Annotated in this window: 21 protein-coding genes and 2 tRNA genes; 16 read left to right on the top strand and 7 right to left on the bottom strand. The window is 71.6% G+C overall.

Annotated features, from left to right (window positions below; all coding sequences use genetic code 11):
* Positions 1-953, bottom strand: a 953-nt coding sequence (locus BKE38_RS04270) for a TolC family protein (RefSeq protein ID WP_242662189.1), incomplete at its 3' end; no start/stop codon positions are given.
* A gap of 182 nt (positions 954-1,135) precedes the next feature.
* Positions 1,136-1,807: a protein-L-isoaspartate O-methyltransferase family protein gene (locus tag BKE38_RS04275; protein ID WP_076956132.1), complete on the bottom strand. Its 672-nt coding sequence runs from the start codon at positions 1,805-1,807 to the stop codon at positions 1,136-1,138.
* Positions 1,808-1,969: 162 nt separating this feature from the next.
* Here BKE38_RS04275 and BKE38_RS04280 point away from each other — a divergent pair.
* A tRNA-Cys gene (locus BKE38_RS04280) sits at positions 1,970-2,043 on the top strand.
* A 158-nt stretch (positions 2,044-2,201) separates the two neighbouring features.
* Positions 2,202-2,277 (top strand) — tRNA-Asn (locus BKE38_RS04285).
* A 129-nt stretch (positions 2,278-2,406) separates the two neighbouring features.
* Here the strand turns inward: BKE38_RS04285 and BKE38_RS04290 are convergent.
* Together BKE38_RS04290 and phnF are read right to left on the bottom strand one after the other, a co-directional pair.
* On the bottom strand, positions 2,407-3,546 hold the full coding sequence (locus BKE38_RS04290; RefSeq protein WP_076956133.1) for an alpha-D-ribose 1-methylphosphonate 5-triphosphate diphosphatase: 1,140 nt from the start codon (positions 3,544-3,546) through the stop codon (positions 2,407-2,409).
* Positions 3,543-4,319 carry a phosphonate metabolism transcriptional regulator PhnF gene (gene phnF, locus BKE38_RS04295; RefSeq protein WP_076956134.1) on the bottom strand — a complete coding sequence of 259 codons (777 nt, stop codon included), beginning with the start codon at positions 4,317-4,319 and terminating at the stop codon, positions 3,543-3,545. Before phnF ends, BKE38_RS04290 begins: the two co-directional genes overlap by 4 nt.
* 104 nt (positions 4,320-4,423) lie before the next feature.
* Between phnF and phnG the strand changes: the two genes are divergently transcribed.
* Genes phnG through BKE38_RS04335 form a run of 8 tightly spaced genes read left to right on the top strand, consistent with a single transcriptional unit; the run spans position 4,424 to position 10,699 of the window.
* Positions 4,424-4,885 (top strand): phosphonate C-P lyase system protein PhnG, encoded by a 462-nt coding sequence (phnG, locus tag BKE38_RS04300; protein ID WP_076956135.1) that lies wholly within the window; start codon positions 4,424-4,426, stop codon positions 4,883-4,885.
* A complete protein-coding gene (gene phnH, locus BKE38_RS04305; protein WP_076956136.1) occupies positions 4,882-5,448 on the top strand; it encodes a phosphonate C-P lyase system protein PhnH in 567 nt (188 codons plus the stop codon). The genes phnG and phnH overlap by 4 nt, the downstream gene beginning before the upstream one ends.
* A 3-nt stretch (positions 5,449-5,451) precedes the next feature.
* Positions 5,452-6,555, top strand: coding sequence for a carbon-phosphorus lyase complex subunit (locus tag BKE38_RS04310; protein WP_076956137.1), 1,104 nt, complete (start codon positions 5,452-5,454; stop codon positions 6,553-6,555).
* The gene (locus tag BKE38_RS04315; protein WP_076956138.1) at positions 6,552-7,415 is read left to right on the top strand and encodes an alpha-D-ribose 1-methylphosphonate 5-phosphate C-P-lyase PhnJ; all 864 of its coding nucleotides are present in this window, start codon (positions 6,552-6,554) and stop codon (positions 7,413-7,415) included. The genes BKE38_RS04310 and BKE38_RS04315 overlap by 4 nt, the downstream gene beginning before the upstream one ends.
* Positions 7,412-8,185 carry a phosphonate C-P lyase system protein PhnK gene (gene phnK, locus BKE38_RS04320; protein ID WP_076956139.1) on the top strand — a complete coding sequence of 258 codons (774 nt, stop codon included), beginning with the start codon at positions 7,412-7,414 and terminating at the stop codon, positions 8,183-8,185. Before BKE38_RS04315 ends, phnK begins: the two co-directional genes overlap by 4 nt.
* The gene (gene phnL, locus BKE38_RS04325; RefSeq protein WP_076956140.1) at positions 8,182-8,892 is read left to right on the top strand and encodes a phosphonate C-P lyase system protein PhnL; all 711 of its coding nucleotides are present in this window, start codon (positions 8,182-8,184) and stop codon (positions 8,890-8,892) included. The genes phnK and phnL overlap by 4 nt, the downstream gene beginning before the upstream one ends.
* The gene (locus BKE38_RS04330; protein ID WP_076956141.1) at positions 8,889-10,028 is read left to right on the top strand and encodes an alpha-D-ribose 1-methylphosphonate 5-triphosphate diphosphatase; all 1,140 of its coding nucleotides are present in this window, start codon (positions 8,889-8,891) and stop codon (positions 10,026-10,028) included. Before phnL ends, BKE38_RS04330 begins: the two co-directional genes overlap by 4 nt.
* Positions 10,025-10,699 (top strand): DUF1045 domain-containing protein, encoded by a 675-nt coding sequence (locus tag BKE38_RS04335; protein ID WP_076956142.1) that lies wholly within the window; start codon positions 10,025-10,027, stop codon positions 10,697-10,699. Before BKE38_RS04330 ends, BKE38_RS04335 begins: the two co-directional genes overlap by 4 nt.
* 65 nt (positions 10,700-10,764) lie before the next feature.
* Here the strand turns inward: BKE38_RS04335 and phnN are convergent, their stop codons facing one another.
* Positions 10,765-11,322 carry a phosphonate metabolism protein/1,5-bisphosphokinase (PRPP-forming) PhnN gene (gene phnN / locus BKE38_RS04340; protein ID WP_076956143.1) on the bottom strand — a complete coding sequence of 186 codons (558 nt, stop codon included), beginning with the start codon at positions 11,320-11,322 and terminating at the stop codon, positions 10,765-10,767.
* An 83-nt stretch (positions 11,323-11,405) separates the two neighbouring features.
* On the opposite strand from phnN, the gene BKE38_RS04345 reads away from it, so the two are divergent.
* The gene (locus tag BKE38_RS04345) at positions 11,406-13,190 is read left to right on the top strand and encodes a gamma-glutamyltransferase family protein (RefSeq protein ID WP_076956144.1); all 1,785 of its coding nucleotides are present in this window, start codon (positions 11,406-11,408) and stop codon (positions 13,188-13,190) included.
* A gap of 259 nt (positions 13,191-13,449) precedes the next feature.
* On the opposite strand, the gene BKE38_RS04350 is transcribed toward BKE38_RS04345, so the two are convergent.
* A complete protein-coding gene (locus BKE38_RS04350) occupies positions 13,450-14,520 on the bottom strand; it encodes an AI-2E family transporter (protein WP_076956193.1) in 1,071 nt (356 codons plus the stop codon).
* 163 nt (positions 14,521-14,683) lie between these two features.
* Between BKE38_RS04350 and otnI the strand changes: the two genes are divergently transcribed.
* The 3 genes from otnI to BKE38_RS04365 all read left to right on the top strand — a co-directional run bounded on the left by otnI (position 14,684) and on the right by BKE38_RS04365 (position 17,464).
* On the top strand, positions 14,684-15,466 hold the full coding sequence (otnI, locus tag BKE38_RS04355) for a 2-oxo-tetronate isomerase (protein WP_076956145.1): 783 nt from the start codon (positions 14,684-14,686) through the stop codon (positions 15,464-15,466).
* A gap of 32 nt (positions 15,467-15,498) precedes the next feature.
* The gene (locus BKE38_RS04360) at positions 15,499-16,383 is read left to right on the top strand and encodes a 2-hydroxy-3-oxopropionate reductase (protein WP_076956146.1); all 885 of its coding nucleotides are present in this window, start codon (positions 15,499-15,501) and stop codon (positions 16,381-16,383) included.
* Between the two features lie 205 nt (positions 16,384-16,588).
* Entirely contained in the window at positions 16,589-17,464 is an 876-nt protein-coding gene (locus BKE38_RS04365) for a helix-turn-helix domain-containing protein (protein ID WP_076956147.1), read from the top strand.
* A 36-nt stretch (positions 17,465-17,500) separates the two neighbouring features.
* Here the strand turns inward: BKE38_RS04365 and BKE38_RS04370 are convergent, their stop codons facing one another.
* Positions 17,501-20,188 (bottom strand): bifunctional acetate--CoA ligase family protein/GNAT family N-acetyltransferase, encoded by a 2,688-nt coding sequence (locus BKE38_RS04370; RefSeq protein ID WP_076956148.1) that lies wholly within the window; start codon positions 20,186-20,188, stop codon positions 17,501-17,503.
* Positions 20,189-20,510: 322 nt separating this feature from the next.
* On the opposite strand from BKE38_RS04370, the gene tkt reads away from it, so the two are divergent.
* A complete protein-coding gene (tkt, locus tag BKE38_RS04375) occupies positions 20,511-22,544 on the top strand; it encodes a transketolase (RefSeq protein WP_076956194.1) in 2,034 nt (677 codons plus the stop codon).
* A 118-nt stretch (positions 22,545-22,662) separates the two neighbouring features.
* Entirely contained in the window at positions 22,663-23,679 is a 1,017-nt protein-coding gene (gene gap, locus BKE38_RS04380) for a type I glyceraldehyde-3-phosphate dehydrogenase (protein WP_076956149.1), read from the top strand.
* Positions 23,680-23,683: the final 4 nt, after the last annotated feature.

The raw sequence follows: 23,683 nt of genomic DNA on the forward strand, positions 1-23,683 counted from the left end.
AGCGGGACCGAGAGGTTGGCGGTGATCTGCTGGCCGGTGCCGCGGGTGTGCGGCGATTGCTGGTTGTCGCTGCGGAAGGCCTGGGCCTGCACATTCACCGAGGGCAGCAGGGCCGCCATCTGCACGTCGATGGCGTCGCGCGCCGCGGCCTCGTCGAACAGGGCTGCGACCACCGCCGGGTTGTTGCGCATGGCGAGCTCCGCCGCCTCACGCCCGTCGCGCACCGGCATGCCCAGCGGCTGCGGCGCGGTCAGCCGCTCCGGCGACAGGCCGGTGGTGCGGCGGAAGGTGGCGCGGCTGGTCTGCAGATTGCCTTCCGAGCTGGCGCGGGACGCCCGGGCGCCAGCCAGGCGGCTTTCCGCCTGCGCCACGTCGGTGCGGGTGATCTCGCCGACGCGGAAGCGCTCATTGGTGGCATCCAGCTGGCGCTGCAGCACCTGCACGTTGTTGACGTTCAGCCGCAGCGTCTCCTGGTCGCGGATCACCGCGACATAGGAGGAGACGGTGTCGGACAGCACCTGCTGCTCGGCGCTCAGCAGCCGGGCGCGCTGGGCCAGCACCTGGTTCTCGGCCCGCTGGGTCGAGGCCACGGTGCGGCCGCCATTGTACAGCTGCTGCGTCACCGTGGCGTTGACGCCCGCCGTCTGCCGGTCGGCATCGGCATAGAGGCCGCGCGAGCGCGTGGTGCCATTCACATAGCCGGCGTTGCCGGCGACCACGACACTCGGCCGCCAGCCGGACAACGCCTGCGGCACGTTCTCGTCCACCACCCGCAGCTGGGCGCGGGCGGTCTGCAAGGTCGGGTTGTTGGCATAGGCCTGGCTCAGCGCCTCCTGCAGCGTCTGGGCACCGGCATGGGCGGCGGGCAGCGCGAAGACGGCCCCCAGCAGCAGCATGCGGAAGGCGGCGCGGGTCCCGGGGACGAAGCGCTGGGGCGAGCGAGGCTGGGACACCGGCGGGCTCCTCGGAAGGCCTTTGGCATGAATCGGTCGCGGCAGGCGCCGAACCCGGCCCTGCCGCAGGCAGGCTAGCGAAGCTGCCGCCGGGCGGCCAGCCACCTTGCGGGGACCGCATGCGGGTTGCGCGCCAGGTGCGACATGTATGTCGCAGCCCGGCGCGGCCCTGGATCGAAGACTTAGAAGGAAAAACCCGGCTGCGGCTGGAATTCGGCCAGCACGGCCGTGTTGCAGTCGAAGGCCTCGGTCACGCTGAAGGCGCCGCCCATGCGGCGGCCCAGCACGGCGGCGCCGGCCTGGCCAGGGCGGCGGCGCAGCGCCACCAGCCGGCCGCCTTCGGGCAGCTGCTCGACCAGCGCCGGCGGAATCTCCGGCACGGCACCCTCGATGATGATGACGTCATAAGGCGCGCCGGCGGGGTGGCCGGCGGTGGCCGGACCTTCCACCAGCTGCAGGCTGCCCGGCGCCAGGCTGAGCTCGGCCAGCGCCGCGCGACCCTGCGCGGTCAGCGCGGCATCGCCCTCCACCGCCGTGACGCGGGCGCCCATGCGGGCGGCGACGGCGGCGCCATAGCCGGCGCCGGCGGCCAGCAGCAGCACGGACTCGCCGGCGCGGATCTGCGCCAGCTGCAGCAGGCGGGCCAGCATCATCGGCTGCAGCAGCACGCGGCCCTGGCCCAGCGGCACATCCTCGTCGGCATGGGCGCGGGCTTCCAGAGCGGGCGCCACGAAACGGTGCCGGGGCAGGTCCAGCATGGCCGAGATGATGCGCGGATCGGTGACCTTGTTGGGACGGAGCTGCCCGTCCACCATCCATTTGCGGGCGCCCGCGAAATCTCCAGCGAAACTCATCGCCTGCCGTCCTCGACTGCCGGGCACGGACCCATTTCCCATGCCTTGGCGGGTTTATAGGGGCTGCGCCCGACCCGGCCAAGCCGGCGGCACCTTTCCCGGCATCCACCCGGCCGCTGCCCCCTGGACAGCCCCTGTCCCACCCGCTAAAGCCGCCCCCATGGTCGGTTGGCCGAGTGGTTAGGCTCGGGACTGCAAATCCCGCCACGCCGGTTCGATTCCGGCACCGACCTCCACCCTCCCCTTGCAAAATTCGCAACTGTTCCAGCGCCCTGACGCCTGTCCGGGCGCCTTTCCTCATGCCGCGAACGTGTTCGGCATTTTCGTGGCGGAACGATTGCAAACCCCTCTTGCGCGGCCCATCGGCGCCGACTATATCCCGGCCACACGCTGATCCCTGATAGCTCAGCTGGTAGAGCACGCGACTGTTAATCGCTAGGTCGTTGGTTCGAGTCCAACTCGGGGAGCCAATGTGAGGGGGCGCCGGAAACGGCGCCCCTTTTCTGTTGTCCGGCGCTGCAAATGGCCGCCCGCCTCTCCGGGGAAGCGAACGCTCCCCCGGATGCCGCGATGGGGCCTCGCCCGGCAGAAATGACGTGTCAGAAACGCCCGGCCGCAGCCGGCGCGATCCAGGACAGTGCGCCGGCGCAGAACACCGCGACGGTCGCCCGGGCGGCCGGATCCACCACCACCACGTCGCCGCGCAGCCCTGTCTCCAGCCGGCCGCGATCCCTCAGGCCCGCGGCGCGCGCCGGATTGGCGCTGATCAGCGCCCAGGCCTGGGCCAGGTCGAGCACCCCCCGCCCCTGCAGGATGAAGGCCGCCTGCATCAGGCAGGGCCAGACATAGTCCGAGGCCAGGATGGTGACGATGCCCTGCTCGGCCAGCGGCGCCGCGCTGGCCCAGCCCAGGTGGCTGCCGCCCCGCACCACATTGGGCGCGCCCATCACCACATCCTCGCCGCGGGCACGGGCGTCGCGGCCAACCTCTTCCGCCATCGGGAACTCGCAGATCGCGGCGCCGAGCGCGCGGTGCAGCGCGCGGTCCTCCAGCGTCGCATCGTCATGGCTGAGCATCGACATCCCGCGGGCGCGGGCGGCGGCGGCCAGGCGCTCGCGCGCGGCGGGCATGGCATGGCGCTCGGCCAGGACGGTCTCGGCCATGGCGCGGATTTCCGCGACGCCGACGCCGGCACGCTCGGCGTATTTCGACGCTGCGGCTTCCTTGACGAGCTTCCGCGCGATTCCGGGCGTGTGGTCGTTGAAGGCCAGGAGATCAACGCGGCCCGCCGCGATATCGGCCAGCGCGGTGTCGAGGGCGGCCAGGTTGTCGACCTCGAAGCGCAGATGCACGCGCAGGTCGGCGGCGAGGCCGGGCCGCGCCGTCTCGAGCTCCGCCAGCAGCGTCTTCCAGGCTTCCAGCGAGCGCAGCCCCGGCTCCCAGGACAGCGTCACGCCCAGGAAGGCGGTGGTGATGCCGGCGGCCAGGATCTGCGCCGCCGAATCCCGCAGCGCCTGCGGCGCCGGGATCGACACGCCCGGGCGCGGCTGGAACTGCCGCTCATGCGCGTCGCCATGGATGTCGACGATACCGGGCATGACCAGCAGCCCGCTGGCGTCGAAGCGGCGGGCGTCGGGCGCCGCGGCCTCGGCGACGGTGCCGTTGCTCAGCGCCAGCGTGCCGGCGGCGAGCGTCGCGTCGCGCAGCACCTGTCCGCCCGTGATGGTCCAGCCTGTCATGTCTCGTGTCCCGCGCCGTCCTCGATGACGATCTGCACGCGCCCGGCGGCGTAGCGCGACAGGGTGTAGTCGATGGGCCGCCCCTCGGCGTCGGCGTTCAGCGCCTCGGCCACCATCACCGGGCGGGCGCGCGCCTGCTGCAGCGTCTCGGCCTCTTCCGGCGTCGGCAAGGCGGCGGTCAGCCGGGTCCAGACCCGGCGGTAATCCGGCACGCCGCAGGCGCGCAGCGCCGCGGTGATGCTGCCGGTCGCCTGCAGCTCGGCATCCATGCCGGCGAAGCGCGGCAGCACGAAATGGTGGCGTCCGACCACGACCGGGCGGCCATCGGCCAGGCCCAGCCGCTCCACCGCCAGCACCGGGCGGCCGGGGTGCAGGCGCAGCGCCTCGGCCACCGCCGGCTCGGCCGGAATTTCCTTGACCCAGAGCACCCGGCCTTCCGGCTCGCGGTTCTGCGCCCGGATCACCTCCGAGAAGCGCGTGCGGGGCCCGAGGCGATAATCCACCACGTCCTCCGCCACGAAGGAGCCGCGCCCCTGCTCGATGCGGATCAGCCCGCGCAGCGCCAGCGAGTCGAGCGCGCGGCGCACGGTGTGGCGGTTGACGCCGTGCTGGGCGGCCAGCGCCGCCTCGGTCGGCAGGCGGCTGCCGGGCGGGCTCTGCCCCTCGGCGATGGCGCGCTCCAGCGACAGGGCGATCTGCCGCCACAGCGAGACACCCTCGCCGCGCGCCAGGTTGGGCTCGCGGTGGGGTTCGTTCGGAAAAGGCTGCGTCATGGAAAGTTCAAGCTCGGCGCCGATGGGTCGTGGCAATTTCGCGTTGACGGTAACCGGGCGGATATCTAGTTGTCTAGACGTCTCAACAAGACCGAAAGCCTCCCGTGTTCCTTTCCCTTGAAGCTGCTCCCCAAGAGGACCGACGCCGCTGGATGGCGGTGCTGGCCCGGGCCAGCCGGACCGATCTTCAGGCCCGACTCGCCGATTGCCCTGCTTTGCCCCCGCATTCCCGCCTGCGCGGCCCCGAGACCGGGCTGATGATGCTGCGCGGCCGTGCCGGCGGCGACGGCGCACCCTTCAACCTGTCCGAGATCACCGTCACCCGCTGCGCCGTTTCCCTGCCCGACGGCCAGGTGGGCCATGCCTATGTCACCGGCCGCGACCTGGCCCAGGCGGAGCTCGCGGCGCTGGTCGATGCCGCGCTGCAGGATCCGGCCCGGCGCGCAGCGCTGCTGGATGTGGTGATCGAGCCGCTGGCGGCCGCCCAGGCCGAGGCGGCGGCGGCGCAGTCGCGCAAGGCGGCGGCGACGCGCGTGCAATTCTTCACCATGGCGACCATGCGATGATCCGCCCCGCTTTCGTCGAGCCCGTGCTCGACGCCCAGGATTGCTTCCGCGCTGTGCTGGAGGCGATGAGCCGCCCGGGCCGCGTGCAGCGCCTGACCATGGCGCTCGACGCCCCTGCCCCCCTGGCGCCGGCCAGCGCCGCCGTGCTGCTGACCCTGGTCGATGCCGAGGCGCCGCTCTGGCTCGATGCCGGGGAAGAGGCCGAGGGCTGGATCCGCTTCCATGCCGGCTGCCCGCTCGCCGTCCAGGCCGAGGCCTCTTTCCTGTTGGCCACCGGCACGCCGCCTGCCCTGGCGGATCTGCGCCAGGGTTCGGACGAAACGCCGCAGGATGGCGCCACGCTGATCATCCAGGTCGAAAGCCTGGAGGAAGGCGCCGGCTGGCATCTGACCGGCCCCGGCATCGAGAAAGAGCATCGGCTGAACGTCACGGGGCTGCCCCCCGGCTTCGCCAGCGAGCGAAGCCGTCTCGCGAAAAATTATCCGCGCGGCGTCGACATCATTCTGTGTGCCGGCGACCGCCTGGCGGCCCTGCCGCGCACCACCCGGATCGAGGAGGGCTGAGCCATGGCCTATGTCGCCGTCAAAGGGGGCGAGAAGGCGATCAGCCACGCCCATGACTGGCTGGCCGAGACCCGGCGCGGCAACCCCGCCCTGCCGGAGCTCGAGGTCGACCAGATCGAGCAGCAGCTGGGCCTGGCCGTCGACCGCGTCATGGCGGAAGGCGCCTGCCACGACCGCGGCCTCGCCGCGCTGGCCATCAAGCAGGCCCAGGGCGACCTGATCGAGGCGGCCTTCCTGCTGCGCGCCTATCGCACCACCCTGCCCCGCTTCGGCCATGCGGCGCCGCTGGACACCGCGACGATGCGCATCCGCCGTCGCGTCTCGGCCACCTACAAGGATCTGCCGGGCGGCCAGGTGCTGGGCCCGACCTATGACTATACCCACCGGCTGCTCGACTTCTCGCTGGCCGCCGCCGGCGAGGCGCCGCCCCCCGCGCCCCAGGCCGCCGTCGCCCAGCCCGAGGCGCTGCGGGTGACCGAGCTGCTGGCCCGCGAAGGCCTGATGGCCCGCGACAGCGAGAGCGACGCCGAGCCGCCCGACCTGACCCGCCAGCCGCTGGATTTCCCGGCCTCGCGCGCCGCGCGGCTGCAGAACCTGGCCCGCGGCGACGAGGGCTTCCTGCTCGGCCTCGGCTATTCCACCCAGCGCGGCTATGGCGGCAACCACCCCTTCGTCGGCGAGATCCGCCAGGGGCATGTGACCGTCGCCTTCACGCCGCCCGAGCTTGGCTTCGAGATCGAGCTGGGAGACATCCTGGTCACCGAATGCCAGATGGTGAACCAGTTCCACGGCTCGAAAGCGGAGCCGCCGCAATTCACCCGCGGCTATGGCCTGGTGCTGGGCGCCGGCGAGCGCAAGGCCATGGCCATGTCGCTGGTCGACCGCGCGCTGATGGCCGGCGAGCTGGGCGAGGACCGCGTCGCCCCCGCCCAGGACGAGGAATTCGTCCTGCTGCATTCCGACAATGTCGAGGCGACCGGCTTCGTCGAGCATCTGAAGCTGCCGCATTACGTCGATTTCCAGAGCGAGCTGGAGGTGGTCCGCCGCATGCGCGCGACCGCGATCGCCGAAGCCAGCAGCCCCGCCGAGAAGGAGCTGGCCGAATGAGCCACGATCCTGGCTACAACTTCGCCTATCTGGACGAGAACACCAAGCGGATGATCCGCCGCACGCTGCTGAAGGCGGTGGCCATCCCCGGCCACCAGGTGCCCTTCGGGGCGCGCGAGATGCCGCTGCCCTATGGCTGGGGCACCGGCGGCATCCAGGTGACGGCGGCGATCCTCGGGCCGCGCGACGTGCTGAAGGTGATCGACCAGGGCGCCGACGACACCACCAACGCCGTCTCGATCCGCCGCTTCTTCAACCGCGTCGCCGGCGTCGCCACCACCACCCGCACGCCCGAGGCGACGGTCATCCAGACCCGTCACCGCATCCCCGAGGCGACCCTCACCGAGCAGCAGATCCTGGTCTACCAGGTGCCGATGCCGGAGCCGCTGTTCCGCCTGGAGCCGCGCCTGACCGAGACGCGGCGGATGCATGCGCTGGCCGATTACGGCCTGATGCATGTGAAGCTCTACGAGGACATCGCCCGCCACGGCCATGTCGCCAGCGCCTACAACTATCCGGTGATGGTGCAGGAGCGCTATCTGATGTCGCCCTCGCCGATCCCGGCCTTCGACAATCCGAAGATGCACCGCATGCCGGCGCTGCAGCTCTTCGGCGCCGGGCGCGAGAAGAAGATCTACGCCGTGCCGCCCTATACCGCGGTGCGCAGCCTGGACTTCGAGGACCATCCCTTCCGGCCGCACCGCGCCGACGCGCCCTGCACGCTCTGCGGGTCGCGCACGTCCTATCTGGACGAGGTGGTGACCGACGACCGCGGCGGGCGGATGTTCGTCTGCTCCGACACCGATTACTGCGAGGACCGCCAGTCTACCCAGGCGGCACGCGGGGAGCAGGCGGCATGAGCCTCCCTCTTCTCGAGGCTTCCGGCCTCAACCTCCGCTTCGGCGCGGTGCGCGCGCTGGACGAGGTCGCCATCGACATCCATCCCGGCGAGGTCGTCGCCATCGTCGGCGAATCCGGCTCGGGCAAGTCGAGCCTGCTGCGCGTGCTCGCCGGGCAGATGCGGCCTGACGGCGGCACGGTCACCTATCGCGACCCCTCCTGCGAGGCGCATTCGGTGCATGACATGGGCGAGGCTCCGCTGCGCCGGTTGATGCGCACCGACTGGGGTTTCGTGCATCAGCATGCCCGCGACGGGTTGCGCATGGGCGTCTCGGCCGGCGGCAATGTCGGCGAGCGGCTGATGGCCATCGGTTCGCGCCACTACGGCAACATCCGCACCGAGGCGACCGAATGGCTGCAGCGGGTCGAGATCGACCCCAGCCGCATCGACCACCTGCCGCGCACCTTCTCGGGCGGCATGCAGCAGCGGCTGCAGATTGCCCGCACCCTGGTCACCCGGCCGCGGCTGGTCTTCATGGACGAGCCGACCGGCGGCCTCGACGTCTCGGTGCAGGCGCGCCTCCTCGACCTGATCCGCGCGCTGGTCGCCGATCTCGGCATCGCCGTGCTGCTGGTCACCCACGACATCGCCGCGGCGCGCCTGCTGGCGCATCGCATCGTCGTCATGCGCCACGGCCGCGTGGTCGAGCAGGGCCTGACCGACCGGGTGCTGGACGATCCGCAGCATCCCTACACGCAACTCCTGACCGCCTCGGTGCTGGCCGCATGAACGACAACCGCGAAACCGCGCTGCGCACGGTCGGCCTGGGCAAGGATTTCTTGCTGCACCTCCAGGGTGGGCTGCGCATCCCGGTCCTTCGAGATGTGGAGCTGGAAGTCGCGCGCGGCGAGGCCGTGGCGCTGGCCGGGCCTTCGGGCGCCGGCAAGTCCACGCTGATGCGCTGCCTCTACGGCAATTACGGCGCCGGCCAGGGCCAGATTTTTCTTCAACATGACGGCGCCGAGATTGAGCTGACCGCGGCCGATCCGCGGACGGTGAGAAAGATCCGCCGCGACAGCCTGGGCTATGTGTCGCAGTTCCTGCGCGTCATCCCGCGCGTCCCGGCGCTGGACATTGTCGCCGAACCGCTGGTCGCCCGCGGCGTGCCGCTGGACGAGGCGCGCGCGCGGGCCCGCGACCTGCTGTCGAGGCTGAACCTGCCGGAGCGGCTGCATGGCCTGCCGCCCGCCACCTTCTCCGGCGGCGAGCAGCAGCGGGTCAACCTGGCGCGCGGCTTCGCGCCCTTCTATCCGGTGCTGCTGCTCGACGAGCCGACGGCCAGCCTTGACGCCGCCAACCGGGACGTGGTGGTGCAGCTGATCGCCGAAGCCAAGCAGGCCGGCGCCGCCATCATCGGCATCTTCCACGATGTCGAGGTGCGCGACCGCATCGCCGACCGCCTTTTCGAAGTCTTGCCCATCCAGGACGCCGCATGACCGCCGAGACCATCCTGACCAATGCCCTGCTGGTGCTGCCCGACCGGATCGAGCCGGGCACGCTGGTGCTGCGCGACGGGCTGATCGCCGAGCTGCAGCCCGGCCGCAGCCAGGCGCCGGGCGCCATCGACCTCGATGGCGACCACCTGATCCCGGGCGTCATCGACGTCCATACCGACAATCTGGAGCGCCAGGTGCAGCCGCGCGCCCAGGCGCGCTGGCCGTCGCGCTCGGCCTTCCTGTCGCATGACGCGCAGACGGCGGCCGCCGGCGTCACCACGGTGCTGGACGCGCTGTGCCTCGGCGACCTCGGCTTCGACGCCGAGCGCACCGAGACCTTCCTCAACGGCGTGCGCGACCTTGACGCCCTCGCCCCGACCGGCCTGCTGAAGAGCGAGCATTTCCTGCATCTCCGCTGCGAGCTGCCGGCGATGGACATGCTGGAGCTGGTCGAGGTGGTCGCCGACCACCCGGCCGTGCGCATGGTCAGCCTGATGGACCACACGCCGGGCGTCGGCCAGTATGTCGATATCGAGCGCTACCGGCAGATGCGGATGCGCGGCGGCAAGTCGGTCTCCGAGGTCGATCGCCGCATGCAGGAGCTGATCGCCCAGCGCGAGCGGCTGCGCGCCGACCAGCGCCGCACGCTGATGCAGCGCATCGCGCATCGCAACCTGCCGCTGGCCAGCCATGACGACTGGCGCGAGGAGGAGATCGCCGAGAATGCCGCCGATGGCGTGCTGATCTCGGAATTCCCGGTCTCGATGATGGCCGCCGAGGCCGCCCATCGGCACGGCATGAAGATCATCGCCGGCGCGCCGAACATCGTCCGCGGCGGCAGCCATTCGGGCAATGTCGCGGCGGCCGACCTGGTGCGCGCGGGGCTGGTCGATGTCTTCGCCTCCGACTACGTCCCCCCCGCCATGATCGAGGCGGTGTGGCGCGCGGCCGAGGAGACGGGCATCCCGCTGCACAAGGCGGTGGCCACCATCACCGACGAGCCGGCGCGGATGCTGCGCATGGCGGATCGCGGGCGGCTCGAGGCCGGGCTGCGCGCCGACGTGGTGCGCATCCGGCCGCTGGAAGGCATCCCGGTGGTCCGCTCGGTCTGGCGCGCGGGCGAGCGCATCGCGTGAGCGCGCGGCTCGGGCTCTACTGGGCGCCGGAGATCGGCGATCCGCTGCATGCGGCGGCCTCGGCCTGGCTGGGGCGGGATGCGGAGACGGGGGCGTCGCTGCCCCAGTCTCCCCTGCCCGGCCTCGACATCGCCGAGATCACGGCGGATGCGCGGGGCTATGGCTTCCATGCGACGCTGAAGCCGCCGTTCCGGTTGGCGGGCAATTACGCGGCGGCGCGGGAGGCGGCGGTCGCTCTGGCCGCGTCGGTGGCGCCCTTCGCGCTGCCGCCGCTGCGGGTGGCCAATCTCGACGGGTTTCTCGCTTTGCGCGAGGCGGAGGAATGCCCTGCCCTGCAGGATTTCTGCGACCGCTGCGTGCGGGAGCTGGATGCGCATCGGGCACCCTCGACCGAAGCCGAGATCGCACGGCGCCGGCCTGACCGGCTGTCGGAGCGGCAGCGCGCCGCCCTGATGGATTGGGGCTATCCGCATGTCTTCGCGGATTGGCGGTTCCACATGACGCTGTCGCGCCGTCTGTCGGCCGAGGAGATGGCGTTGGTCCGCCCTGCCGCCGAGGCCGCTGTCGGCGCCGTCGCCGCGGTGCCGCGGGTGGTGCGGGAGCTGTGCCTCTTCACGCAGGCCGGCCCTGGCGCGCCTTTCCTGATTGCCGAGCGTCTTCCTCTGGGCTGAGTTCGCGCGGCAGCACCGACAGAAAAAGATCGGGGTCCGGGGGAATTCCTTCCCCCGGCCCTTTTCTATTCTGCGGCGCTCTTCAACGCGCTCAGCAGCCGTTCCGCTCCGATCTCCGGCGTCATGTCGTTCGCGATCTCGACGAGGTCCAGCCCGTCGACCAGCGGCGCCGCGCGGGACAGGCGGAGCGTGATTTCCGCCATGGTCTCGCGCCCACGGCCAGCCAGGCGGGCGGCCAGGACCTCGGGCGGGGCGGTCACCAGCAGCACGCGCAGGCGGTAGCGGCGGTCGGCCTCGGCCAGCACGCCGCGCGACAGGTTGGCCACGACGATTCGCCCGGCCGCCAGCTCGTCCTCGATGCTGCGGGGGATGCCGTAGTGCAGGCCATGCGCGGCCCAGGACAGTGCGAAGGCGCCGGAGGCCTCGGCGGCGGCGAATTCGGCCTCGGTCATCGGAAGGTGGTCCTCGACGCCGGCATGCTGCTGGGTCTCGGCCGGGCGGGTGATCACGCGGCGGGCGAAGAGGAAGCGCGGGTCGCCGGCCAGCGCCGCGCGGGCCGCGCCCAGCAGCGTATCCTTGCCCGCGCCCGAGGCGCCCACCACCGTCACCAGCCGACCCGACATCACCCTGCACTGCTCCCGGTTGACCGCTGCGTTTTCGGCGCGCAGAGACATTGGCGCAAGCAGCCAGCTTCCGGAGCCACGCAATGTTCACGACACGCCCTGAGATTGCCGCGACCTTCGGGGCCGTCGGCAGCACGCATTGGATCGCCAGCCAGGTGGCCATGGCGGTGCTGGAGCGCGGCGGCAACGCCTTCGACGCCGCCGCCGCCGCCGGCTTCACCCTGCAGGTGGCCGAGCCGCATCTGAACGGCCCGCTGGGCGACTGCCCGATCATCATCCACGACGCCAGGTCAGGCCGGCAGCATGTGATCTGCGGCCAGGGCCCGGCGCCGGCAGGGCTGAGCGTGGCCAAGGTGAAGGGCGAGCTCGGCCTCGAGCTGATCCCCGGCACCGGGCTGCTGCCGGCCATGGTGCCCGGCGCCTTCGACGCCTGGGCCACCATGCTGCGCGACTGGGGCACCTGGACCCTGGGCGAGGTGCTGGAATTCGCCATCGGCTATGCCGAGCGCGGCATCCACTATGTCCCGCGCATCGCCGCGGCGGTGGAGAGCGTGCGCCCGCTGTTCGAGCAGGCCTGGCCGACCTCGGCGGCGCTGTGGCTGCGCGACGGCGGGCCGAAGGCCGGCAAGCTGTGGCGCAACCCGACGCTGGCGGCGACCTATTCCCGCGTGCTGCGCGAGGCGCAGTCGGCCGGCTTCAGCCGGATCGCGCAGATCGATGCTGCGCGGCGGGCCTGGTACCAGGGCTTCGTCGCCGAGGCGATCGACCGCTTCTGCCGCGAGAACGAGGTGCTGGACGCCTCGGGCCGCGCGCATCGCGGTGTGCTGACGGGGCAGGATATGGCCGGCTGGCAGGCGCCGGTGGAGGCGCCGGTCGCGCTCGACTACCGCGGCACCACCATCCTGAAATGCGGCGCCTGGACCCAGGGGCCGGCGATGCTGCAGACGCTGGCGCTGCTGCAGGGCTTTGACATCGGCGCGATGGACACGCTGGGCGCCGAGTTCGTCCACACCGTCATCGAGGCGATGAAGCTGTCCTTCGCCGACCGCGAGGCCTTCTACGGCGACCCGAACTTCACCCAGGTGCCGCTCGAGACCCTGCTGTCGCCGGCCTACAATGCCGAGCGCCGCAAGCTGATCACCCGCGAGGCCTCGCTCGAGCTGCGCCCCGGCACCATCCCCGGCCATGCCGGCTGGGTCGACCACAAGGCCGAGGACCGCGTGCCCATGCTGACCGGCGCCGCCGGCACCGGCGAGCCCACGGTGTCGCGCCTGGGCGTCTCCGGCGCCGACACCTGCCATGTCGACGTGATCGACAAGTGGGGCAACATGGTCTCGGCGACGCCGTCGGGCGGCTGGCTGCAGAGCTCGCCGGCGATCCCGGAGCTGGGCTTCTGCCTGGGCACCCGCGGCCAGATGTTCTGGCTGGACGAAAGCCTGCCGAACGGCCTCAAGCCCGGCAAGCGCCCGCGCACCACGCTGTCGCCCGGCATGGCGCTGCGCGACGGCAAGCCCTGGATGGCCTTCGGCACCCCGGGCGGCGAGCAGCAGGATCAGTGGCAGCCGATCATGCTGTCGCGCATGCTGGACCATAAGCTGAACATCCAGCAGGCGATCGACGCGCCGTCCTTCCACTCGGAACACTGGCCGTCCAGCTTCTGGCCGCGCGTGGCCCGGCCCGGGAAGACCGTGATCGAGGGCCGCTTCGATCCCAAGGTGCTGGAAGAGCTGAAGGCCCGCGGCCACAAGGCCGAAATGGGCGGCGACTGGTCGGAAGGCCGCCTGTCCGCCGTGCGCCAGGAAGCGGACGGACAGATCTTCGCGGGGGCCAATCCGCGGGGGATGCAGGGTTATGCGGTGGGGCGGTAAGCCTTCAGCATCTGGACAGGCTGGGGGAATGAATTCCCCCAGACCCCCATCTTTTTTCTGATGACCGGCTGTTGGGGGACCTGCGCCTCCTCGGTCGCGATACCAGGGCATCACGGCGGGGCGCCGTTTCAATACATCAGCGCTCAATCCAAGTGCGCGCTAACATTGGGCCGTGGCGCATACTGTCGCCACGTGGACATGGCAATCAGACAGAAAAAAGAAGGGGTCCAGGGGAATTCGTTCCCCTGGCCTTATCTTTTTACCTGACTTGCGGCTCTTCTTCCGCCCAATCCCGCAGCAACGTAAATCCGACGGCGAGTAGCACAGGTCCCAGGAACAGCCCCAGGAACCCGAAGGCGAAGACGCCGCCCAAAGCGCCGAGGATGGTCAGCAGCAGCGGGAGATCAGCGCCGCGGCTGATCAGCCAGGGGCGGATGACGTTGTCGACGCTGCTGATGCCGCCGGCGCCATAGATCAGCAGGAAGATGCCCCAGCCGGTGCTGCCCTGGCTGAACAGCCAGAGCGATGCCGGCAGCCAGACCAGGGGGGCGCCGACCGGCAGCACGGAGATGATGCCGGCGATCACCGCCAGAAGAACAGGTTGCGGGACGCCGGCGATCCAGAGGCCGAGGCCGGTCATCAGCCCCTGGGCCACCGCGGTGCCGAGCAACCCGTAGACCACGCCGATGGTGACGTTGGCGGTCAGCTGCACCAGGCGGCGGGCCTGGCTGCCGGCGATGCGGCCGACCAGCGCCTCGAGGCCGGCGGCCATGCGCGGGCCGTCGCGGTAGAAGAAGAAGGACAGCAGGATGGCCAGCACCAGCTCGGCCAGGCCGGACAGCACGGTGAGCAGGATGCCCAGCAGCTGCTGGGCGATCATGCCGGCATAGGGCTGCAGCAGGTTGGTCAGCGGCGAGAAGTCGAGCTGCAGCGCATCCCAGCGCTCCTTCAGCCATTCGCCGATCATGGGGACGTGGACCAGGCGGTCGCCGAGGCCGGGCAGGCCGGTGGAGATCAGGTTCTCCACCCCGGTGCGCAGGCCCTCGACATCCTCGGCGCGGATCGGCGCGGCGAAGAGCAGCGGCAGGCCGACCAGCAGCATCTCGGCCGTGACCATGACCAGGGCGGCGAGCGTGGGCGACAGCCGCAGCCGGTCGCGCAGCGTCCGGTAGGCCGGCCAGGTGCAGAAGGCCAGGATGGCGGCCCAGAGCAGCGCCGAAAGGAAGGGCCGCAGCACCAGCAGGCAGCCGACCAGCAGCGCCCCCAGCGCCACCAGGCCCAGCAGGCGCGCCGGCCGCAGCCCGCGGTCGTCGGAGGAGGAGGCGTTCATGCGGCGGACCATGCCTGAGGCGCAGCGCTTTCGCCAGCGTGCCCCGCGGCCTGTTGCGGTCAGCTTGTCTGACAAGGTCTTGCGCTTTGGGCCAAGGGCCTTAGCGTGCCCGGCCAAGGCCTCGCCGCCCGAAGGCGGGGCGCCCGCCGGAGAGGAATCCGCCATGCCGCGCTTCGCCGCGAACCTGTCCATGATGTTCCAGGAGCTGCCCTTCCTGGAGCGTTTCGCCGCCGCCCGCGCCGCCGGCTTCGAGGCGGTGGAGTTCCTCTTCCCCTATGACTTCAAGCCGGCCGAGATCGCGCAGCGGCTGCGTGACAACGGGCTGCAGCAGGTGCTGTTCAACGCGCCGCCGGGCGACTGGGCCAATGGCGAGCGCGGCACCGCCTGCATCCCCGGCCGCGGCCAGGAATTTCGCGACGGCCTCCTGAAGGCGCTGGACTATGCCACGGCGCTGGACTGCCCGCGGCTGCATGTCATGGCCGGGCTGGCGCCGGCCGGCGTCGCGCATGACACGCTGACCGCGACCTATGCCGTCAACCTGGACTGGGCGGCCACCGAATGCGCCAAGGCCGCGGTGAAGCCGGTGATCGAGCCGATCAACCAGCGTGACATTCCAGGACTCTTCCTGCGCAGCATGGACCAGGGGGCAGCGATCATCGCGGCGATCGGGCCGGAGCGGCTCGGGCTGCAATTCGACCTCTATCACTGCCAGGTGAGCGAGGGCGACATCGTCAAGCGCGTCGAGAAGCACCTGGCCGTCATCGCGCATATGCAGGTCGCCGACGTGCCGGGCCGCAACGAGCCCGGCACCGGCGAGGTCAACTGGCCTTACGTCTTCCAGCGCATCGACGCGCTCGGCTTCCGCGGCTGGATTGGCTGCGAGTACCGGCCGGCAGGCGAGACCACCGCCGGGCTCGGCTGGTTCGCGCCCTACAAGGCGGCTTGAAGAAACCTTCGACACCGACGAGGAACAACGCCATGCAGATCGGATTCATCGGCCTCGGCATCATGGGGCGCCCGATGGCGCTGCACCTGAAGAATGCGGGGCATGACCTGCTGGTGCCGGACCGCGCCAGCCTCGCCGCCGAGATCCGCGACGCGGCGAAGGTGCTGCCGGATGCCGCCGCCGTCGCCGCCGCGGCCGAGGTCATCATCCTGATGGTGCCCGACACCCCCGACGTCGAGGCGGTGCTGTTCGGCCCGAAGGGCGTGGCCGAAGGGCTGGCGCCCGGCAAGCTGGTGATCGACATGAGCTCGATCAGCCCGACGGCCACCAAGGATTTCGCGGCGCGCGTCAACAACCTCGGCTGCGACTATCTCGACGCGCCGGTCTCCGGCGGCGAGGTCGGCGCCAAGGGCGCGTCGCTCACCATCATGGTGGGCGGCCCGCAGGCGGCCTTCGACCGCGCGACGCCGCTGTTCCAGGCGATGGGCAAGAACATCACGCTGGTGGGCGAATCCAACGGCGCCGGCCAGACCTGCAAGGTGGCGAACCAGATCGTCGTCGCGCTGACCATCGAGGCGGTGGGCGAGGCGCTGGTCTTCGCCTCCAAGGCCGGCGCCGATCCGGCCAAGGTGCGGCAGGCGCTGATGGGCGGACTCGCCACCTCGCGCATCCTCGAGCTGCATGGCGAGCGGATGATCAAGCGCACCTTCGCGCCCGGCTTCCGCATCGCGCTCCACCAGAAGGACCTGAACCTGGCGCTGCAATCGGCGAAGGAGCTCGGCGTCGCGCTGCCCAACACGGCGTCGACGCAGTCGCTGTTCTCGGCGGTCGTGGCGAATGGCGGCGGGCAGCTCGATCATTCCGGACTGGTGCAGGCGCTCGAGCTGCTGGCCGCGCACAAGGTGGCCGAAGGCTGAGGCGGCATCACGGCTGATCACGCGGATGCGCCGCCGGAACGGGCGGCGCATCACGGTCGCTTGCGGCGGTCAAATGCATCCGGTTACCGCAATTCAGTGATTGCCAACGGTCGCAACTGACCGCATTTTCCTGCACGAACTCCAGCCCACGAGATTCCCGCAGCCCCGGCGCTGCCGCCGTGGCCTGATATCGATAAGAGGTGTCATGCGTTTCGCCGATATCGGTCAGCAGCTGCGGGCCTACCGTCTCGAATCCGGGCTGCGCGCCGAGGAAATCGCAGCGCGCCTGGGCGTGTCGCGCGCCGCGCTGTATCGCTATGAGAAGGGGGAGGTGATCAAGCTCGACACCATCCGCCGTCTCGCCGAGCTGCTGAAGATCTCGCCGCTGTCGCTGCTGGGCATCGGCGTCGAGTATTTCTCGCGCCCCATCGCCTTCCAGGAGCGGCTGCGCCAGGTCGAGGAGCAGTCGGACCAGATCCTGCAGGTCGGCGGCGCGGTCTGCTACCAGACCACGACCGAGGGCTTCGACGGCGCCCTGGCCGAGGCCTGGGCGGAGACCGCCGATTCCTCCGCCGAGCGGATCGCCGCCCGCGCCGGCGCCGACCAGGCCATGGGCCTGCTGGCGGCGCGCAAGAAGCTGCACCAGGCGCGCCGCGCCACCATCATCGCCATGCTGTCGGAAGCCGCGCTGCGGCGCTTCCTGACCGATGGCGTCGCCGGCGGCCTGGCGCTGTCCGAGCGCACCCGCACCCGCTGCCGGCTTGCCGCCCGCGCCGAGGCCGAGAGCATCGCCAACCTGATGGAAAGCGTCCCCATCGGCCTGCAGCTCGGCCTGCTGGCCGCCGAGCCGGCCGGCAACTTCCTGGTGCTGCGCGGCCGCGAGCGGGCGCATGTCTGCACCTCGCCCTTCCCGCCCGACATGACGGCGAGCGCGACCGTCGGCGTCGGCACCATCACCGCCGCCGACGAGGCGATCGCCGCGCATCAGCGCGTGGCCGAGGCGGCCTGGCGCAACGCGCTGAAGGGTCCGGCCGCCGCCAGCCGCGTGCGCGACCTGATCCGCGAAGTCGGCCCCCGTTGATCTTCCAGGGCCGCCCCCTCGGCGGGGGGCGGCGGGTCACTCCGGTGGGGCCAGCTCCAGCCGTGCCTCCATCACCTCGTCATCCTCCGTAGACCGCCTGAGCGAGAAGCCCAGCGCTCGGATGAAGCCCAGCATCGGCCGGTTGTCGGCCAGCACCTGGCCGACGACGCGCTGCAGCCCCTGGGCGCGGCCCCAGTCGATCAGCCGCTGCATCAGGTGGCGGCCCAGCCCTTCCCCCTTCCAGTCCGGCAGGGTGACGACGGCGAACTCGCCCTGGTCGCCGCCGGGCCCGCCGCCGGCCTCGCGGATCAGCCGGGCGACGCCGACGGTGCGCGGCGCGGCGCCCTCGCGCTCCTCCACCGCGACGAAGGCCATCTCGCGGTCGTAGTCGATCTGCGTCATGCGGGCGATCTGCGTCGCCGGCAGCTCTCTCAGCTGGCTGAAGAAGCGCCAGCGGACGTCTTCCGGGGAGAGATGCCGGAAGGCCTCGGCATGGGCGGCGGCGTCCTCGGGGCGGATCGGGCGGATCAGCAGGCGGCGGCCCTTGCGGCTGGTCCAGTCCTCGGCGAGCTCCGCCGGATAGGGCGGCACGGCCAGCTGGGACAGCTCGCCCTCGGGCCGCAGCGCGCCGGAGGCGTCCAGCACCAGCACGCCATCGGCATCGGCCAGCAGCGGGTTGAGGATCATCCCCTCCAGCTCGGGGAAGTCGACCGCCAGCTGCGACAGCCGCACCACGGCATCGGCCACCTGCGTGACATCGACCGCGGCATGGTCGCGGAACCCTTCCAGCAGCCGGGCGCCGCGGGTGCGGCGGATCATCGCCAGGGCCAGGGTGCGGTTCAGCGGCGGCAGGTCGAAGGCGACGTCGGCCTCGAAGTCGGAGGCGGTGCCGCCGCGGCCATAGCCGATCCAGGGGCCGAACATCGGGTCGTCGCCCAGGCGGATGCGCAGCTCATGCCCGCGCGGCCCCTGGGTGCCGGCCTGGCGCTGCACCAGGAAGCCGTCGATCCGCGCGCCAGGGCGGTCCTGGCGGATGCGGGCCAGCATGGCGATGGCGGCGGCGCGCAGGCTGGCCACGTTGTTCAGCCCGAGCGCCACGCCGCCGACCTCGGTCTTGCGCGGCAGGTCGGGGCTCAGGATCTTCAGCACCACCGGGAAGCCCAGCCGCATCGCCGCCGTCACCGCCGCATCCACCCCCGCCGCCGCCACGCCCGGCACCACCGGCAGGCCATAGGCGGCGAGCAGCGCCAGCGCCTCGGCCTCGGTGAAATGGCGGCGGCCCTCGGCGCGCAGGCTGTCGACCAGCGCGCGCGCCTTCGCCCGGTCGGGCGCCACCTCGACCAGGTCGCGCGGCGGCAGCTCGGCGGCGGCGGCCCGGTTGCGGCGGTCGACCGCCAGGTGCAGCGCGCCGCGCACCGCGGCCTCGGGCGTCGCGAAGACCGCGAGCCCGGCCCCGGCCAGAGAGCGCCGCGCCGCCTGCCCGGTCGCCTGGCCGAGCCAGCCGACCAGCACCGGCGCCCCCCTGGTGGCGCGGGCGGCAGCCGCCAGGCCTTCGCGCGCCAGCGCGTCGTCCTGGCCGAGCATGCCCGGCGCATGCAGCGCCACCACCGCATCCACCCCCGGCAGGGCGGCGAGCAGGGCGGCGGCCTCGCCCAGCCGGTGCCCGGCGCCGGGAGGCAGCACCAGCGGGTTGCCCAGCGGCTGGCCGGCGCTTCCCGGCGGCAAAGCCAGGTCGAGCATGGCCTGGGCCGCCGCATCCCACTCGGCCAGCCGGGCACCGCCCTGCAGCACCGCGTCGGCCGCCAGCTGCGCCGGGCCCTGGCCATTGGCCAGCACGGCGATGCGGTCGCCGGCCAGCGAGTCCTGCCCGCGCCGCTGCGCCGGGCGCAGCCGGGCCAGCGTCTCGGCGGCGGCCAGCAGATCCTCCAGCCCGTTGACCCGCAGCACGCCGGCGCGGCGCAGCGCCGCCTCCATCACCGCGTCGCCGATGCCGCTGGCATCCGCCTGCCGCCCGCCGGGGCGGATCGCCACCACCGGCCGGGTCCGTGCCGTGGCCCGCGCCGCCGAGATGAACATGCGGCGGTTCTTGATCCGCCGCAGGTCGAGCAGCACGGCGCCGGCCGCCGGATCGCGCGCCAGCCAGTCGAGGGCCAGGGCAAAGCCCAGCCCGTGATTGGTGCCGATGCCCAGGATGTGGCTGAAGCCGAGCTCCTCGCCCTCGGCCCAGTCGATGATGGCCCGCGCCATGGCCGCCGACTGGCAGAGCAGCGCCAGCCGCCCCGGCCGCGGCGGCAGGTGCGACAGGCTGGCGTTCAGCCCGATCGCCGGCAGGCAGAGGCCGAAGCTGTGCGCGCCGATCGCCTGCACGCCGGTCCGCGCCGAGAGCGCCGCCAGCGCCGGCGCGGCCACCGGGAAGATCGCCGCGAAGCAGCCGCGCGCGGCCAGCGCCTCCATCGCCGCGGGCTGTGCCTCGGGCGAGAGGCAGATGACGGCCAGGTCCGGCGGCTCGGCCAGCGCGGGGATATCGGCGGCCGGCTCCAGCCCTTCCGCCGGCATGCCGATCACCTGCAGCCGCCCCTGGAAGCCGCCGGCGGCCAGGTTGCGGGCGATGACGCCGGACTCGGACAGCGCCGGGTCGGCCAGCAGCAGCACCGAGCGCGGGCGGAACAGCGCCGCCTCGCGGAAGCCAGGCTGGCGGCGCGGCAGGGCAAGCGGCAGCTTCATGGGCCCTCCCCGGTCTCGATGGCTGCCAGCTTTGGCGCAAGCCATGCCGCGCTGCAACAGGGCGGGCCGCAGGCTCTGCTCCGCCCGCGTGCAAAAAAAACGCAAGCTCGCCGCGCCTGCGCGGGGCGGAGAAATCTTCCACTCCGCGCATCTTTCCTGGCATGCGGGGCAAAGACTCGCCAGCGCGGCGCAGCCGGGGTAAGGCCTCGCGCGCATGCGCCGGGACAGGCGGTCGCGGGCGCCGCGCGCCCCCGGGTTGCCGCGCCTTGACCGCGCCTTTATAGCCATCCCGACGCCAGAGAGGTGCTTGAACTTGGCCAGTATCGCCCCCCTCCCCGACGCTTCCGCCAACCCCGCCATTGCCGCCCAGGCCGCGATCCTGGCCCGGCCGGTGACCGAGACGCGGCGCATGGCCGATGCCATCCGGGCGCTGGCGATCGACGCCGTCGAAAAGGCCAAATCCGGCCATCCCGGCATGCCGATGGGCATCGCCGACGCCGCGACCGTGCTCTTCACCAAGTTCCTGCGGCATGACGCGGCCGATCCGCGCTGGGCCGACCGCGACCGCTTCGTGCTGTCGGCCGGCCACGGCTCGATGCTGCTCTATGCCTGGCTGCACCTGTCCGGCCATGCCGGCATGGGCATCGATGACCTGAAGAACTTCCGCCAGCTGCATTCGGTGGCCGCCGGCCATCCCGAATACGGCGAGCACCCGGCGATCGAGACCACCACCGGGCCGCTCGGCCAGGGGCTGGCCAATGCCGTCGGCATGGCCATGGCGGAGCGGCATCTTGCCGCCCGCTTCGGCAAGTCGCTGGTCGACCACCGCACCTGGGTGATCGCCGGCGACGGCTGCCTGATGGAAGGCATCAGCCACGAGGCGGCCTCCATCGCCGGGCATTTCAAGCTGGGCAAGCTGACCGTCCTCTGGGACGACAACAGCATCTCGATCGATGGCGACGTGGCGCTGTCCTCCTCGGACGACGTGCTGAAGCGCTTTCTTTCCTATGGCTGGGCGGTCAAGCGCGTCGACGGGCATGATCCGGCCGCCGTGGAAAAGGCGCTCGACGCGGCGACGCGCTCGAAGAAGCCGACCATCATCGCCTGCAAGACCATCATCGGCTTCTCGGCGCCGACCAAGGCCGGCACCGCCGGCAGCCATGGCAGCCCGCTGGGCGGTCCCGAGGCGGCCGCCGCCAAGGAGGCGCTGGGCTGGACCAGCGGCCCCTTCGAGGTGCCGGAAGACATCAAGGCCGCCTGGGAGGCCGCCGGCCGCCGCGCCGCCGGCGCCCGCCGCTCCTGGCTGAAGCGCCTGGCCAACCACCCGCAGAAGGGTGACTTCGAGCGCGCCATGGCCGGCAAGCTGCCGGAAGGCTGGCACGAGGCGGCCAGCGCGCACCGCGCGAAGCTGGCCGAGGACAAGCCGAAGCTCGCGACCCGCGTCGCCAGCCAGCGCGCCCTCGAGGTGCTGGTGCCGGCGATCCCGGAAATGATCGGCGGCTCGGCGGATCTCACGGGCTCGAACAACACCAACGTCAAGGGCGTCCCGGCCATGACGCCGTCCAGCATGGGCGGGCGCTACGTGCATTGGGGCATCCGCGAGCACGGCATGGCCGCGGCCATGAACGGCATGGCGCTGCATGGCGGCACCATCCCCTATTCCGGCACATTTCTGGTCTTCGCCGACTACATGCGGCCGTCGATCCGGCTGGCTGCGCTGATGCGGCAGCGGGCGATCCATGTGCTGACGCATGACAGCATCGGGTTGGGCGAGGACGGCCCGACCCACCAGCCGGTCGAGACGCTCGCCAGCCTGCGCGCCATCCCCAACCTGCACGTCTTCCGCCCGGCCGATGCCATGGAGACGGCGGAATGCTGGGAGCTCGCCGTGCAGCGGGCCGACGGCCCCGCCGTGCTGGCGCTGTCGCGGCAGAACCTGCCGGCGCTGCGCACCGAGGCCGGCGAGAACAAGTCGGCCCGCGGCGGCTATGTCCTGGCCGAGGCCTCGGGCCCGCGCCGCGCCACGCTGATCGCGACCGGCTCCGAGGTGCATCTGGCGATCGCCGCGCGCGAGACGCTGGAGGCCGAGGGCATCGCGACCGCCGTGGTCTCCCTGCCCTGCTGGGAGCTCTTCGCGCTGCAGGACGAGAGCTACCGCGCGGCGGTGCTGGGCCAGGCGCCGCGCATCGGCATCGAGGCCGCGCTGGGCTTCGGCTGGGACCGCTGGCTCGGTTCTGATGCAACCTTCATCGGCATGACGGGTTTTGGCGCCTCGGCGCCAGCCGAGGACCTTTACCGCCATTTCGGCATCACGGCCGAGGCGGCTGTGGCCGCGGTCAAGCGCAAGCTGGGCTGACCCGTTCCCGGGAGGGGCGGGCGAGCGACGGACGCCGCCGGCAAAGGCCGGCGGCGGGTTAGGCGGATCCAGGGGAGCCTTCCCCCGGACCGCAACGGGAAAGACGAGGAAAGACACCATGGCTGTTAAGGTCGCGATCAACGGGTTCGGGCGCATCGGTCGCCTGGTGCTGCGCGCCATCGTCGAGAGCGGGCGCACCGATGTCGAGGTCGCCGCGATCAACGACCTGGGCAGCGTCGAAGCCAATGCCCACATGTTCCGCTACGACAGCGTCCATGGCGTCTTCCCCGGCGAGGTGAAGGTCGAGGGCGACAGCATCACCATCGTCCATAACGGCCGCACCTATGGCCCGATCAAGGTCAGCGCCGAGCGCGACCCGACCAAGGCGCCCTACCAGGGCATCGACGTCGCCATGGAGTGCACCGGCCTCTTCACCACCAAGGACTCGGCCAGCCAGCTGCTGAAGGCCGGCGCCCGCAAGGTGCTGATCTCGGCCCCCGGCGACGGCGCCGACGCCACCATCGTCTATGGCGTGAACCACAAGGTCCTGACCAAGGACATGACCGTGGTCTCCAACGCCTCCTGCACCACCAACTGCCTGGCGCCGATCGCCAAGGTGCTGCACGAGAATTACGGCATCGAGCGTGGCTACATGGTCACCATCCACGCCTATACGGGCGACCAGCGCACGGTCGACACCCTGCACAAGGACCTGCATCGCGCCCGCGCCGCGGCCGTCTCGGCGATCCCGACCTCGACGGGCGCCGCCAAGGCCGTGGGTCTGGTGCTGCCGGAGCTGAAGGGCAAGCTGGACGGCACCGCCATCCGCATCCCGACGCCGAACGTCTCGCTGGTCAGCCTCGACTTCGTGCCGAAGAAGACGGGCATCACCAAGGAAGAGATCAACGCGGTGATGAAGGCCGCGGCGGAAGGCGAGCTGAAGGGGATCCTCGGCTACAACACGGCGCCGCTCGTCTCGATCGACTTCAACCACAACCCGCATTCCTCGACCTTCGACGCCACCCAGACCCAGGTGGTCGACGGCGCCCTGGTCCGCGTGATGAGCTGGTACGACAACGAGTGGGGCTTCTCCAACCGCATGTCGGACACCGCTGCCCTGCTCGGCAGCCTCTGAGCTC

The organism is Teichococcus deserti, assembly GCF_001982615.1.
Lineage (GTDB): Bacteria > Pseudomonadota > Alphaproteobacteria > Acetobacterales > Acetobacteraceae > Pseudoroseomonas > Pseudoroseomonas deserti.